Origin of the sequence: Pseudomonas sp. BN414, from assembly GCF_029871275.1 — a bacterium.
GTDB classification, from domain to species: Bacteria; Pseudomonadota; Gammaproteobacteria; order Pseudomonadales; family Pseudomonadaceae; genus Metapseudomonas; species Metapseudomonas resinovorans_C.
Genome location: NZ_SSOL01000064.1, coordinates 23,007 through 36,656, shown reverse-complemented (window position 1 = coordinate 36,656; position 13,650 = coordinate 23,007). Strand labels below are relative to the sequence as shown.

Below are 13,650 nucleotides of genomic sequence, written 5' to 3'. Positions count from 1 at the left end.
CCGATGATGCGCGCAGCCGGCCTGTTCCTTCTCCTTCCGCTCCTGCTTGCACCGGCAGCGACGCTGGGCGCCGGCCTGGTGCCGCCGCCCGGTTACTACGCGGCCATCGAGAAGGAGAGGAAAGTCGAGCCGCGCAAGTGCGATCAGCCCACGCCGCCGCCCTACACCAGCGCCCTGGTGTTCCGCAGCAAGTACGAGGGCTCGAACAAGGCCCGCGCAACCCTTAACCGCGACGCCGAGAAGGATTTCCGCGAGAAGACCAAGGCCATCAACGACCTCGAACGCGGGGTCAACAAGCAGGTGATGCGCTACATGCGCGACGCCAAGCCCGAGAGCCTGCAATGCACCCTGCAGTGGCTCGGTGACTGGTCCCGCGCTGGCGCCCTGCTCTCCACCGACTTCAACCATACCGGCAAGTCCATGCGCAAATGGGCGCTGGGCAGCATGTCCTCGGCCTGGTTGCGGCTGAAATTCTCCCGCTCACGTCCACTGGCGCCTTACACCCGGCAGAGCCAGGAGATCGAGGCCTGGTTCGCCCGACTGGCCGAGCAGACGGTGAAGGACTGGAGCAACCTGCCGCTCAAGGAGATCAACAATCACTCCTACTGGGCCGCCTGGTCGGTCATGGCCAGCGCCGTGGCGACTGACCGCCGCGACCTGTTCGACTGGTCGGTGAAACAGTTCCAGGTTGCCGCCGGCCAGGTCGACGCCGATGGTTTCCTGCCCAACGAACTCCGGCGGCAGAAACGCGCCCTCGCCTACCACAACTACAGCCTGCCGCCGCTGGCGATGGTCGCGGCGTTCGCCCAGGCCAATGGCGTCGATCTGCGCGATGACCACAATGCCGCGCTGCGCCGGCTTGCCGAGCGGGTGATGCAGGGCGTCGAAGACCCCGAGGTGTTTGCGGACAAGACCGGCACCGGCCAGTCCGTTGGCGAGCTCAAGGAGAACGGCAAGTTCACCTGGCTGGAGCCCTACTGCACGCTCTATCGCTGCAGCGACGAAACCCTCAAATGGAAACACTCCATGCAGCCGCTCATGAATTTCCGCCTCGGCGGTGACCTGACGCGGCTGTTCGACCCGAAAGCGGTGGAGAAGTCGAAAAACGGTTGACCGTCACGGGGCTGCGCATGGCGGGCGCGGTGAAGGACGTGGCAGAGACAGGCGGTAACCCGATCGCAACCCAAGAAGCGACGGGCGCGACACCTTGAACCAGGGGAGAAACGGGTGGGCCGCTTGGCCCTGACAGTTCTTCAATGGAGGAAACGCGGATGGTGTTTTCATCCAACGTATTCCTGTTCCTGTTCCTGCCGACCTTCCTCGGCTTGTACTACCTGAGCGGGCCGCGTTTTCACAACCTGCTGCTGCTGATCGCCAGTTATCTCTTCTACGCCTGGTGGCGAGTCGACTTCCTGGCGCTGTTCGCGGCGGTCACGATCTTCAATTACTGGATCGGCCTGCGTATCGGCGCGGCCGGCGTACGCACGAAACCCGCGCGGCACTGGCTGACCCTCGGCGTCGTGGTGGACCTCTGCGTCCTCGGCTACTTCAAGTACGCCAACTTCGGCGTCGACAGCCTCAACGCCATCATCACCTCCCTGGGGATGGCGCCCTTCGTGCTCACCCACATCCTCCTGCCCATCGGCATCTCGTTCTACATCTTCGAATCCATCAGCTACATCATCGACGTGTACCGGGGCGACACGCCGGCCACCCACCGTCTCATCGACTTCGCGGCCTTCGTGGCCATCTTCCCGCACCTGATCGCCGGCCCCGTGCTGCGCTTCCGCGACCTTGCCGGCCAGTTCCACCATCGCACCCACAGCCTCGACAAATTCGCCGAGGGCTGTACGCGCTTCATGCAGGGTTTCATCAAGAAGGTTTTCATCGCCGACACGTTGGCGCCGCTGGTCAGCCACTGCTTCGCCCTGGAAAACCCCAGTGCGGCCGACGCCTGGCTCGGCGCCCTGGCCTACACCGCGCAGCTGTACTTCGACTTCTCCGGCTACAGCGACATGGCCATCGGACTTGGCCTGATGATGGGCTTCCGCTTCCTGGAGAACTTCAAGCAGCCCTATATCAGCCAGTCGATCACCGAGTTCTGGCGGCGCTGGCACATCAGCCTGTCGACCTGGCTTCGCGATTACCTGTACGTCAGCCTGGGCGGCAATCGCGGCACCACCTTCCAGACCTACCGCAACCTGGTCCTGACCATGCTGCTGGGCGGCCTCTGGCACGGCGCGAACTTCACCTTCGTGATCTGGGGCGCCTGGCATGGCACCTGGCTGGCCATCGAGCGCGCCCTGGGCGTCGACGCCGCGCCCCGGCGTTTCAACCCGCTGAAATGGATCTTCACCTTCCTGCTGGTGATCCTCGGCTGGGTCCTGTTCCGTGCCGAGAATCTCCACGTCGCCGGACGCATGTACCAGGCGATGTTCGGTTTCAGTGGCTGGCAGTTGTCGGAGCTCGGCCGGGTCGGCTTCACCGACCTGCAACTGGTGACCCTGCTGATCGCCTACGCAAGCCTGGCGCTGTTCGGGCTGCACGATTTCTATACCCGGCCGCTGGCCCACGGCGCGCCGAAGGTCGCCGCCGAGACCGCCGCGGACGAAGCGCCGCCAGTGCCGCCCATGCCGAGACGCGCCCTGGGTGAACGGGCGCTGGCCTGGGTCGGCGCAGTGCAGCGCCCGCTCCTGCTCCTGCTGTTCTGCGCCTCGGTCCTCAAGCTCTCGGCGCAGAGCTACTCACCCTTCCTTTACTTCCAGTTCTGAGGCAGAGCCATGATCCGTTTGTCCCGCAATGCCTACATCGCCCTCTTCCTCGCCGTCCTCCTGGTCCTGGGCGCCTGGTCGGTGCGCGGGCTGCTGGACCTGCGACTGCCGGCCAACGCCTCCCTGCATGACGGCAAGATGGCCAAGGCGGTAGAGGACCACTACGAAGCCGAATTCCCGCTGAAGCGCCTGGGTACCAACCTGTGGGCGGCCCTGGACTACAGCCTGTTCGGCGAAGGCCGCCCAGGGGTGGTGCTGGGCCGGCACGATTGGTTGTTCAGCGATGAAGAATTCAACCCGCTGCCCCGTGGCGAACAGCAAATCGAGGCCAACCTCAGCCTGATTCGGGGTATCGACCGGCGCCTCGACGAAAGCGGCGTGAAGCTGCTGCTGGTGATAGTGCCGGCGAAAGCCCGCCTGTATCCGGAATACCTCGACGAAGAACAGCCCGCCCAGCAGCAGCTCGGGCTGTATCGCCGACTGCACGCGGCCGCGCAACACGCCGATATCCTCGCCCCCGACCTGCTGGCCAGCCTGCTGCGAGAAAAGGACAAGGGGCTGCTGTTCCTGCGTACCGACACCCACTGGACGCCCCAGGGTGCCGAGCTGGTCGCCCGGGAGGTGGCGCGGGCCGTACAACGCAAGGCACCGCTGACGGGTGATCGTCAGCGGTTCACCACGGAACAGGCCGCGAACAAGTCCTATCTGGGCGATCTGGCGCGTTTCCTGCCGCTCGATCCGCTGTTCACTGCCCTGTTGCCAGCACCCGACCAGTTCAAGCCGCGCACCACCCACGCGCTCGATGCGAATCCAGATGCCTCGGCGGCGCTGTTCGCCGATGTCCAGGTGCCGGTGGCCCTGGTCGGCACCAGCTACAGCGCCAACCCCGAATGGAACTTCCCCGGTGCCCTGCGCCAGGCCCTGGGCAGCGACATCCTCGATTTCGCGGAAAGCGGGCAAGGACCGCTGCCGCCGATGCTCGAGTACCTGCAAACCGACGCGTTCAAGGACGCCCCACCGCAGTGGGTGATCTGGGAGTTCCCGGAGCGCTACCTGCCGATGTCCCCCGACCTGAGCCAGTTCGAAAGGGAATGGATCGCCCAGCTGGTCTCCGCCGGTTCGACCGGCCCCCACCAGACCGTTACCGCCGACTCCATATCCCCCGGGAGAAACCAACCATGAAGCCGCACAACCATCCTCGACTTATCGCCTCCGGTGCCCTGTTGTTCGCCAGCCTCTGCTGCTGGCAGGTACAGGCTGACGACGCCGCCCTCTATGGTCCCGCCGCACCCAAGGGATCGACCTTCGTGCGGCTGTACAACGCCAGCAACCAGGAAGTCAGTGCCCAGGTGGGCACCGCCAGCCTTGAAGACGTCGGCCCCCTGGCCAGCACCGACTTCAGCTTCATGCCCGGCGGCAACTACAGCGCCAAGGTCGGCAGCCAGAATATGTCGCTCCAGCTCGGCGCGGATCGCTATTACACCCTGGTCAACCTGCCCAGCGGCCAGCCCCGCCTGGTGGAGGAAAAACCGTTCCGCAACAAGCAGAAGGCCCTGCTCAGGGTGCAGAACCTCACCGATACGCCACTCAGCGTGAAAACCGCCGACGGCAAGACCGCAGTGGTCGAGAACGTGGCGCCGCAAAGCGCCGGCGACCGCGAAATCAACCCGGTCAAGGTCAACCTCGCGCTGTTCGCCGGGAATCAGAAGGTCAGCGACCTGAAACCGGTCGCGCTCACGCGCGGTGAAGTGGTGTGCCTGTACGTCACCGGCAGCTCCGGAAAGCTCGCCCCCGTGTGGGTCAAGCGACCGCTCTCCAACAACTGAAAGGTCATAGCCCAGCGCGGCATTTTGCAACTCACCAGCAGGAGATGAACCATGATTCCCATTGTGCTTTCCGGTGGTAGCGGCTCAAGGCTCTGGCCGCTGTCCCGCCGACAGTTTCCCAAGCAGTTTCTCGCCCTTACCGGCGAGCACACGCTGTTCCAGCAGACCCTCCTGCGCCTGACATTCGATGGCATGCAAGCGCCCATCCTGGTGTGCAACAAGGACCACCGCTTCATTGTCCAGGAACAGCTCGACGAGATAGAGATCACGCCCCATGCGGTCGTGCTCGAACCCTTCGGCCGCAATACCGCGCCGGCCGTGGCCATGGCCGCCATGCAACTGATCAGCGAGGGGCGCGACGATCTGCTGCTGGTCCTGCCTTCGGACCATGTCCTGGAAGACCTGGAAGCCTTCCGCGAGGCGCTGGTACTCGCCACCAGCGCCGCCGAGCAAGGCGAGCTGGTGCTGTTCGGCGTACCGGCAACCCGGCCGGAAACCGGCTACGGCTACATTCGCTCCGAACAGGACCCGGCACTGCCCGAAGGAATCTGCCGGGTCGCCCAGTTCGTGGAAAAACCCAACGCCGAGCGCGCCCGGGAGTTCGTCGAGTCCGGCGACTACTTCTGGAACAGCGGCATGTTCCTGTTCCGCGCCAGTCGCTACCTGGAAGAGCTGAAGCGACACGAATCCGACATCCACGACACCTGCCGGTTGGCCCTGGAACGCAGCAAATGCCATGAGGACCATATCGACGTCGACGAAGCCACCTTCGCCTGCTGCCCCGACAACTCCATTGACTACGCCGTGATGGAAAAGACCGCACGCGCCTGCGTGGTGCCCCTGGATGCCGGCTGGAGCGATGTCGGCTGCTGGGCATCGATCTGGGACGTCCACGACAAGGACGCCGACGGCAACGTGATCAAGGGTGACGTGGTGGTGCAGGACAGCCACAACTGCCTGGTGCACGGCAACGGCAAGCTGGTCTCGATCATCGGCATGGAGGACGTGGTGGTGGTGGAAACCAAGGACGCCATCATGGTCGCCAACAAGAATCACGTGCAGAAGGTCAAGCAGTTGGTCGAGAAGCTCAAGGCCGAAGGCCGCAGCGAAGTCGAAAACCACTGCCAGGTCTATCGACCCTGGGGCTACTACGACTCGGTGGACACCGGCGGACGCTTCCAGGTGAAGCACATCACCGTGAAACCCGGCGGCCGGCTATCGCTGCAGATGCACCACCACCGCGCCGAGCACTGGATAGTGGTATCCGGCACCGCAGAGGTGACCTGTGACGACAAGGTCTTCCTGCTCACCGAGAACCAGTCCACCGACATTCCCATCACGTCGGTCCACCGCCTCTCCAACCCCGGCAAGATTCCGCTGGTGCTGATCGAGGTGCAGACCGGCAGCTACCTTGGCGAGGACGACATTACGCGCCTGGACGACGTCTACGGCCGCGAAGAGCACGAGACGGTCGGGATCACGCCCCACCGTTGACGAGATTTGTCGGGGCGGGGCCGAACCCGTAGGAGCGAGCTTGCTCGCGAAAGTCCGAGCGCGATCTTTCGCGAGCAAGCTCGCTCCTACACAAGAACCGCCCGAGTATCGCGGGACCAACCACCGTTTACGCCTGCGGCTTGCCTTTGCGATCAGCGCACAGGGCAATGACGAAATTTCGCAGCTCGTCGCGCTCCACGATGCCCAGTTCGCCTCGCTGGTAGGCAGCGTCGATCAGACCAATGCAATAGCCGTCGTACTCTTCGCACTGGTCGGCCGCCGAGAAGGCCAGATTGGCCACGGCCGCATAGAAAGGTTTGATCGCGCCCGAATCCAGGCCATCGATCATTTCCCGCAGAGGAACCGGAATCAGTGCGGCCCCGGCGACGGCCCGGTCTTCTGCAATCTCACGGGTCCAGGAGTAACGATCAGTCATGGGGCCTCCAGGTGCGGTTCGGTGCGCTAAAGGAGATGGTAGACCAGGCCGACAGGCTCAACAGCGTGGTGCAGGATGCGGGCCGAGCGGAGCGCGCCCCTTCCCCCGAAATATTCCCTGAACGCTTTCGCCCTGCCGCTCTCTATTTCATCGGAGCCCCTGGCCCGCTCCTCCAGGGTAGGCGGACTGTGGCGGAGCCTCAGTCTGCGGCTCCGTCGGCCGCCTCACCGACTCGCAGCGGTGAGGCGGCCATTCCTTCCGAATCGAGTCCTTCAGGACGCGCGCATTTCAGCCTTTCCGCCGTCGGTCACCTACAAACATGCAGGTATACATACGGACCTAAGCTTGCGCTTATGCCCTTGCACACCGGGCATTGCCAACAGCCTGGGCGTCGGCCCCGCCAAGGCTGGAGGAATCACCTTGCTGATTACTTTGCCGCGGTGCTGCTCGCAACCGCGGTTTTTTTGTGGCCCTGCGCAGTACCCAGGAGGTTGGTTTCGGAGGGATTGCCATGTGCGAACGCTATGTCACCCCGACGCAACGCGCCATCGAAGACTTCTGGCACGTCAGCCCCCTCGATGCCCGCATCTGGATGCCCAGCTTCAACGCAACCCCGACCACCCAGGTTCCCATGCTCCGTCTGGACGATCAGGCCGGTTTGGAAGTGGTTGCTGCCCGTTGGGGCCTGGTGCCTGAATGGTGGAGCCAGGAGAATCCTCCGCTCATGACCTTCAGCGCGCGCAGCGAAGATGCCTGGATCAAACCCTTCTGGCACGACAGCATACGTAGCTACCGCTGCTTGATGCCGGCGACAGGCTGGTTCGCCTGGAGTGAGCACGAACAGACGCGTTTCCGGGGCTGCCAATGGGTCAAGCAGCCGTACTATCTGCACGCCGCAGAACGCAACCTGCTGGCCATGGCTGGACTCTGGGCAAGCTGGATCGGACCACGCGGTTACGCGGTACTGTCATGCGCCGTGCTGACCAAGGAGTCGTCGGCACCGATCTCCCATATCCATCCCCGGATGCCAATCATCCTCGAGCCTGAGCAATGGCAACTCTGGTTATCGTCCACGGCCACCGTCGAGCAAGTGAACTGTGCAATTGCACACAGTCGCGAGGTCTTTGACTCGTATCCGGTGCCGACGGCGGTGGACAACACCAACAATGACTACCCGGAGCTCATCGTTCCGCTCAGGCGATCAGAGGTTCTGGAACCGCCCATCAGTCAGTCGTGAGTGCCACCCTCCCCTTGCCCTGCGCTCCCTGCTTCTTATCCGGCGGTCACGGTCAATCCCGTGGCCCCCGTCCCCGTAGGTTGGCGCTGAGCGCAGCGAAACCCAACAAGAAGCAGGCGCAGGCGACTGGCTCACGTGTCGGTTCGCACCTTCAGTCTGTGAGCGGGAGCCCATATCGAATATCAGCGCAGGAAAATGAATCTGCCCGTTTTCCCGTGGCAACAAGGGAGCGTTGCCACACGCTCGGTCATGTGTGCGGAAAGTGGATAGAACGAGGGCGCCTGTGCAAACGAAACTGGCGCCGCGGTCTTGCAGCAGCATGCTGCAGGCGCGTCCTCAATCCGAAACCATGAACTTTCCGAGGCTTGTATGACCACCCCTGCCGAGCAACTGGAGCAACGGCTGAAACAACAGAAAATCACCGAAGTCGAATGCGTGGTCAGCGACCTGACCGGCATCGCTCGCGGCAAGATTTCCCCCACCAACAAGTTCCTCGGCGAAGGGGGCATGCGACTCCCGGAAAGCGTCCTGCTGCAGACGGTCACCGGTGATTTCGTTGATGACGACGTCTATTACGACCTACTGGACGAAGCCGACATCGACATGGTCTGCCGCCCCGATCCCGACGCCGTCTTCCTCGTGCCCTGGGCGCTCGAACCGACCGCGATGGTCATCCACGACACCGTCGACAAGTACGGCAACCCGATCGAGTTGTCGCCGCGCAACGTGCTCAAGCGCGTCCTGAAGCTGTATGCCGATAAGGGTTGGAGCCCGGTCGTAGCGCCGGAGATGGAGTTCTATCTGACCAAGCGCAGCAGCGACCCGGATTTCCCCCTCGAGGCTCCCGTGGGCCGATCGGGGCGCCCGGAAAGCGGCCGCCAGAGTTTCTCCATCGATGCCACCAACGAGTTCGACCCGCTGTTCGAGGACGTCTACGACTGGTGCGAAGCACAGGGCCTGGATCTGGATACGCTGATCCATGAAGACGGCCCGGCGCAGATGGAGATCAATTTCCGTCACGGCAACGCGCTGAGCCTGGCTGACCAAATCACCGTGTTCAAGCGCACCATGCGCGAAGCCGCGCTCAAGCATGATGTGAGCGCAACCTTCATGGCGAAGCCAATCACCGATGAACCGGGCAGCGCGATGCACATTCACCAGAGCGTGCTGGATGTCGCCACCGGCAAGAACATCTTCGTCAACGCGGATGGTTCCAAGAGCGAGCTGTTCCTCCACTTTATCGGCGGCCTGCAGAAGTACATTCCGAAGGTGCTGCCCATGTTCGCGCCGAACGTGAACTCCTTCCGCCGCTTCCTGCCGGACACCTCGGCTCCGGTGAATGTCGAGTGGGGCGAAGAAAACCGTACCGTCGGGCTGCGCGTTCCGCCCGCCTCGCCTGAGGCGACGCGGGTCGAGAACCGCCTGCCCGGCGCAGATGCCAACCCCTACCTCGCGCTGGCCGCCAGCTTGCTCTGCGGGTACCTGGGCATGGTCGAGAAGAGTGCGCCCAGCACGCCGGTGCAAGGACGTGGCTATGAGCGCCGCAACCTGCGCCTGCCGATTACCATCGAGGACGCGTTGGCCCAGATGGAAGACTGCGATGTGCTAGTGGAATACCTGGGCCGCAAGTTCGTGCAGGGCTACGTTGCCGTGAAGCGCACCGAACACGAGAACTACAAACGGGTGATCAGCTCCTGGGAGCGCGAGTTCCTGCTGCTGAGCGTCTAGCTCGCCCCCATTCCGTCATCACAACAAAAATACGGGAGTCGATATGAGACTGCTGCGCTACCTTGCGCCCTTTGCCCTGGCCACGATGGCCCAGGTCGCCCACGCTGAGCCGACGATCAGCGTCTACAACTGGACTGATTACATAGCCCCCGACACCCTGGGCGAGTTCCAGAAAACCACCGGCATCAAGCCGATCTATGACGTCTTCGACTCCAATGAAACGCTAGAAGGCAAACTGCTGGCGGGCCGTTCGGGTTACGACGTGGTGGTGCCGTCCAATCACTTTCTCACCCGCCAGGTGCAGGCCGGGGTCTTCCTCGAACTCGACCGCAGCAAGCTGCCGAACTGGAAGCACCTGGACCCGAAGCTGCTCAAGCTGCTGGAACAGAACGATCCGGGTAACCGCCATTCGGTGCCGTACCTCTGGGGCACCAACGGCATCGGCTACAACGTCGAGAAGGTCAAGCAGGTGCTGGGCGTCGACCACATCGACTCCTGGTCGGTGTTGTTCGAGCCAGAGAACCTGAAGAAGCTGCACGCGTGCGGCGTCGCCTTCATGGACTCCCCCGACGAGATGATCCCCTCGGTGCTCAACTACCTGGGCCTGGACCCCAACAGCACCAACCCGGCCGATTACCCGAAAGCCGAGGCCAAGCTCGCGGCGGTGCGCCCCTACGTCACCTACTTCCACTCGTCCAAGTACATCTCGGATCTGGCCAATGGCGACATCTGCGTGGCCTTCGGCTACTCCGGCGACGTGTTCCAGGCGGCGGCGCGGGCGAAGGAAGCCAAGAACGGCATCGAGATCGCCTACAGCATTCCCAAGGAAGGCGCGAACCTCTGGTTCGACCTGATGGCCATTCCGTCGGACGCGAAGAACCCGGATCAGGCGCTGGCGTTCATCAACTACATCCTGGAGCCCAAGGTGATCGCCGGCATCAGCGAGTACGTCGGCTACCCCAGCGCCAACGCTGACGCCAAGGCGCTGCTCGACCCGGAGATGCAGAACAACCCCGAGGTCTATCCGAGCCAGGCCGTGCTCGACAAGCTGTACATCGCCAAGGCGCCGCCGCCCAAGATCATGCGCCTGATGACTCGCAGCTGGAGCAAGATCAAGTTCAACCAATGAATCGAGAACGAGCCATGACTCACATCGCGGAGCATGCTGCGTCCTATTACGCCGCAACCGCCCGAGACAAACAGCTGTATCCCACGCTCGCGGGGGACGTTCGCGCGGACGTTTGCGTAGTCGGCGGTGGGCTCACAGGCGTCAATACTGCACTGGAGCTGGTCCAGCGTGGCCACTCTGTCGTGCTGCTGGAAGCCCGGCGCATCGGCTGGGGCGCAAGTGGGCGCAACGGCGGCCAACTGATACGTGGAATCGGCCACGACGTCAGTGGCTTCGCCAAGTACGTGGGCGAGGAAGGGGTCCGCTACCTGGAGCGTGCGGGCCTCGACTCGGTGACCCTGGTGGCGGAGCGCATCCGCGACCTGAACATCGAGTGCGACCTGCGCTGGGGCTTCTGCGAGCTGGCCAACACCCCCGCCCAGTTCGCCGCCATGGCCGAGGAGCAAGAGGAACTGAATGCGCTGGGCTATCCGCATCAGACCCGGCTTGTGAGCCCAGGCCAGATGCGGGAGGTGGTGGCAAGCGATTGCTACGCTGGCGGCCTGGTCGACATGGGCTCAGGTCACCTGCATCCGCTGGACCTGGTGAAGGGGGAAGCGCGCGCGGCCGAGGCCTTCGGCGCACAGATCTTCGAGCAGAGCCCGGTGCTGCGCATCGAGCACGGCAAGACCGCGATCGTCCACTGCGCGCAGGGACGCGTGCTGGCGGACAACCTGGTGCTCGGCTGCAATGCGCACCTGGACGATCTGGAACCCAGGCTGACCGGCAAGGTACTGCCCGCTGGCAGCTACGTGGTCGCCACTGAGCCATTGTCGGAGGAACTGGCGGCACAGCTGATCCCGCAGAACATGGCGCTGTGCGACCAGAAGGTGGGGCTGGACTACTACCGTCTGACGGCCGATCGGCGCCTGCTCTTCGGAGGGGCCTGCCACTACTCGGGTCGTGACCCGAAGGACATCGGCGCCTACATGCGGCCGAAGGTGCTCAAGGTGTTCCCGCAGCTTGCGCAGGTGCGGATCGACTACCAGTGGGGCGGCATGATCGGGATCACCGCCAATCGCTTCCCTCAGGTAGGACGGCTCAAGGCGCATCCGAACGTGTTCTTCGCCCAGGGCTATTCCGGTCACGGACTGAACGTGACGCACTGGTCGGCCAAGCTCTTGGCGGAGGCCATCCATGCCGGTCAAAGCAAGGGCCTGGACCTGTTCAGTGCGGTGCCGCATCTCACCTTCCCCGGAGGCAAGCTGCTGCGTTCCCCGCTGCTGGCGCTGGGCATGGCTTGGTACCGGATACGGGAGTTACTGGGCTGATAGATCGGCTTTGTAGGATGGGTGGAGCCTGGGCGATACCCCTGCTTCGGCGATCGCGATTGATGGGTATCGCTTCGCTCCATGCCATCCTACGGTTCTACGCCAAGGCCACGATCAGGCGCGGTAGCCCTGCTTGACGGTGGTCTTGGGGTACTCGCCGAAGAGGGCGTGGTAGGACTGGGAGAAGCGGCCCAGGTGCCAGAATGACCATTTCATGGCCACCTCGGCCACGGTGACGCCCGATTCGGCGGCCCCCAGCAGATCGCGGCGAGCAGCGTTCAGTCGTCGATTTCTAAGCCACACGATGGGTGGGATGCCGGCATAACGCAGGAAGGATTGCTGAAGGCTGCGCGGCGACACGCCCGCTCTCGCGGCCAACTCGGTCATTCCGAAGTTCTCTTCTGGACAATCGTCGACCACTTCCTTGACCCGTTGAACGACTCGCTTGGCCTGGACGGTAGAGCGCGACCGGCGCCCGTCACCGATCGGTGCTTCGCAGAGCAGGTAGAAACAGTCGGAGACGATGGTCTGCGCAACACCTGGGGCATCCATATGGCGTTGGCCGTCGAATGCGCCAGTGAGCATATCGCTGAGCGACGCTGCGACTGACCTGCAGTTATCGGATCGAAGAGGCGTGAGCACCAGGTCGGCGAACGCATCAAGCGGCTGGCCCCATTGCGCCGCCTGCTTGATCACCACCGCCACCTCGCGGTAGTTCTCCGGCGTGACCCAGGCGTTGCGAGTCTCGCCATCGAGCAGGTAGAGCGTGTTCTCCGACATGTCGAAGCTGAAGACCAGGGCGTCTGGCGGAGCGTGGAACTCCTGCTCCACACGAAGGTTCATCTGCTCCTCGTAAAGCTCGATCCCCTCGACCTCGGCATGCAGAATCCGGCCCGAGAATCGCCCGGCAGACATCTGCGTGTACTGCTGCTCCCAACCAGGAATGGCTATCCGCTGCTGATCTACTTCTTGTGCTTCGACAACCCTGATTACCATACCCAGGCCTGCTGGTTTTTTAGGCCCGGAAGGCTATCAATCGCCATGAGCCCCGTGCAAGTCGGGAAACGCACGGCCGCCGCTGTCCCCTACAAGTGCTCGGCCGGGTGGTGCAGTTCGCCAATGACCACTCGGGGGCCGTCATGGTTCTTTCCTCTCCGTGACAGCCCTCACATCTCTTGGAGACCTTCCCGAATTCCCCAGATGATTTTGCTGGCGGCCTCATCGAGCAAATCTGGCGTGGTGAGGTCATTAGCGTTAAAGCCTGTGATCACCCAGCCTTCATCATTCCCAAACGGTTTCGCAACAACCGTCAGGTCGCCTGTAGCCTCCACAGAACATTGAATCAGGCAAAAAGGGAGCACTTTGCAAAGCTTCGCTTGCAACATGTGTGCTATGCCCTGGTGCATACGCAGCTCCTCAGGTGGCGCCGCTCGCAGTCGACAACCCATACGGCATACCGGTATAGACACCTGCCCCGGATGTGCTTCCCCCGCTCATCGACAAGTGGCCTTTATCTACGAACGCTGCAACCCGCCGACGTTCGTCTATCTATTTAATCGAACGCAGCCTTCTCTATTTAGAATTTGCCCGCCTTTTTGGGCTCATCTAGCCTTCGGGCTCCTTAGCGCCGCGCGTTATCGAATAAGACTGACCGTCCGGCGTGGCCTGGCTGAAGTCACGCCGATACTCGCGAAGTGTTACGGCCCCGCCCCAACGTAG

12 protein-coding genes are annotated in these 13,650 nt (G+C 63.1%); 9 read left to right on the top strand and 3 right to left on the bottom strand.

Annotated elements, in window-relative coordinates; translation table 11 throughout:
- Positions 1 to 6: 6 nt before the first annotated feature.
- The 5 genes from E8E95_RS12725 (at position 7) to E8E95_RS12705 (ending at position 6,091) form a co-directional block, all read left to right on the top strand.
- Complete coding sequence (locus tag E8E95_RS12725; RefSeq protein ID WP_280350613.1) at positions 7 to 1,113, top strand: mannuronate-specific alginate lyase; 1,107 nt, start codon at positions 7 to 9, stop codon at positions 1,111 to 1,113.
- Between the two features lie 158 nt (positions 1,114 to 1,271).
- Positions 1,272 to 2,771, top strand: a complete 1,500-nt coding sequence (locus tag E8E95_RS12720) for an MBOAT family protein (protein WP_280350611.1) — start codon at positions 1,272 to 1,274, stop codon at positions 2,769 to 2,771.
- A gap of 9 nt (positions 2,772 to 2,780) precedes the next feature.
- On the top strand, positions 2,781 to 3,953 hold the full coding sequence (locus tag E8E95_RS12715; RefSeq protein WP_280350609.1) for an alginate O-acetyltransferase: 1,173 nt from the start codon (positions 2,781 to 2,783) through the stop codon (positions 3,951 to 3,953).
- Positions 3,950 to 4,597 (top strand): alginate O-acetyltransferase AlgF, encoded by a 648-nt coding sequence (locus E8E95_RS12710; RefSeq protein ID WP_280350607.1) that lies wholly within the window; start codon positions 3,950 to 3,952, stop codon positions 4,595 to 4,597. Before E8E95_RS12715 ends, E8E95_RS12710 begins: the two co-directional genes overlap by 4 nt.
- A gap of 51 nt (positions 4,598 to 4,648) precedes the next feature.
- Positions 4,649 to 6,091 carry a mannose-1-phosphate guanylyltransferase/mannose-6-phosphate isomerase gene (locus E8E95_RS12705; RefSeq protein WP_280350605.1) on the top strand — a complete coding sequence of 481 codons (1,443 nt, stop codon included), beginning with the start codon at positions 4,649 to 4,651 and terminating at the stop codon, positions 6,089 to 6,091.
- Positions 6,092 to 6,218: 127 nt separating this feature from the next.
- Here the strand turns inward: E8E95_RS12705 and E8E95_RS12700 are convergent, their stop codons facing one another.
- Positions 6,219 to 6,527 (bottom strand): hypothetical protein, encoded by a 309-nt coding sequence (locus E8E95_RS12700; RefSeq protein ID WP_280350603.1) that lies wholly within the window; start codon positions 6,525 to 6,527, stop codon positions 6,219 to 6,221.
- A 511-nt stretch (positions 6,528 to 7,038) separates the two neighbouring features.
- Here E8E95_RS12700 and E8E95_RS12695 point away from each other — a divergent pair.
- From E8E95_RS12695 to E8E95_RS12680, 4 genes are all read left to right on the top strand, one after another.
- On the top strand, positions 7,039 to 7,764 hold the full coding sequence (locus tag E8E95_RS12695; protein WP_280350601.1) for an SOS response-associated peptidase: 726 nt from the start codon (positions 7,039 to 7,041) through the stop codon (positions 7,762 to 7,764).
- Between the two features lie 369 nt (positions 7,765 to 8,133).
- Complete coding sequence (locus E8E95_RS12690; RefSeq protein ID WP_179058619.1) at positions 8,134 to 9,492, top strand: glutamine synthetase family protein; 1,359 nt, start codon at positions 8,134 to 8,136, stop codon at positions 9,490 to 9,492.
- Positions 9,493 to 9,535: 43 nt separating this feature from the next.
- A complete protein-coding gene (locus E8E95_RS12685; protein ID WP_280350599.1) occupies positions 9,536 to 10,621 on the top strand; it encodes a polyamine ABC transporter substrate-binding protein in 1,086 nt (361 codons plus the stop codon).
- A gap of 14 nt (positions 10,622 to 10,635) precedes the next feature.
- Positions 10,636 to 11,931, top strand: a complete 1,296-nt coding sequence (locus E8E95_RS12680; RefSeq protein WP_280350597.1) for an FAD-binding oxidoreductase — start codon at positions 10,636 to 10,638, stop codon at positions 11,929 to 11,931.
- Positions 11,932 to 12,045: 114 nt separating this feature from the next.
- Here E8E95_RS12680 and E8E95_RS12675 read toward each other — a convergent pair whose 3' ends face one another.
- Together E8E95_RS12675 and E8E95_RS12670 are read right to left on the bottom strand one after the other, a co-directional pair.
- On the bottom strand, positions 12,046 to 12,846 hold the full coding sequence (locus tag E8E95_RS12675; protein ID WP_280350595.1) for a helix-turn-helix domain-containing protein: 801 nt from the start codon (positions 12,844 to 12,846) through the stop codon (positions 12,046 to 12,048).
- Between the two features lie 251 nt (positions 12,847 to 13,097).
- Positions 13,098 to 13,337, bottom strand: a complete 240-nt coding sequence (locus E8E95_RS12670) for a hypothetical protein (protein ID WP_280350593.1) — start codon at positions 13,335 to 13,337, stop codon at positions 13,098 to 13,100.
- Positions 13,338 to 13,650 lie beyond the last annotated feature (313 nt).

Coding starts and splice junctions, on each gene's coding strand:
- E8E95_RS12670 (WP_280350593.1), bottom strand. CDS start 13,337: ATGCACCAGGGCATAGCACACATGTTGCAAGCGAAGCTTTGCAAAGTG.
- E8E95_RS12710 (WP_280350607.1), top strand. CDS start 3,950: ATGAAGCCGCACAACCATCCTCGACTTATCGCCTCCGGTGCCCTGTTG.
- E8E95_RS12675 (WP_280350595.1), bottom strand. CDS start 12,846: ATGTCTGCCGGGCGATTCTCGGGCCGGATTCTGCATGCCGAGGTCGAG.
- E8E95_RS12720 (WP_280350611.1), top strand. CDS start 1,272: ATGGTGTTTTCATCCAACGTATTCCTGTTCCTGTTCCTGCCGACCTTC.
- E8E95_RS12695 (WP_280350601.1), top strand. CDS start 7,039: ATGTGCGAACGCTATGTCACCCCGACGCAACGCGCCATCGAAGACTTC.
- E8E95_RS12725 (WP_280350613.1), top strand. CDS start 7: ATGCGCGCAGCCGGCCTGTTCCTTCTCCTTCCGCTCCTGCTTGCACCG.
- E8E95_RS12700 (WP_280350603.1), bottom strand. CDS start 6,527: ATGACTGATCGTTACTCCTGGACCCGTGAGATTGCAGAAGACCGGGCC.
- E8E95_RS12680 (WP_280350597.1), top strand. CDS start 10,636: ATGACTCACATCGCGGAGCATGCTGCGTCCTATTACGCCGCAACCGCC.
- E8E95_RS12715 (WP_280350609.1), top strand. CDS start 2,781: ATGATCCGTTTGTCCCGCAATGCCTACATCGCCCTCTTCCTCGCCGTC.
- E8E95_RS12690 (WP_179058619.1), top strand. CDS start 8,134: ATGACCACCCCTGCCGAGCAACTGGAGCAACGGCTGAAACAACAGAAA.
- E8E95_RS12705 (WP_280350605.1), top strand. CDS start 4,649: ATGATTCCCATTGTGCTTTCCGGTGGTAGCGGCTCAAGGCTCTGGCCG.
- E8E95_RS12685 (WP_280350599.1), top strand. CDS start 9,536: ATGAGACTGCTGCGCTACCTTGCGCCCTTTGCCCTGGCCACGATGGCC.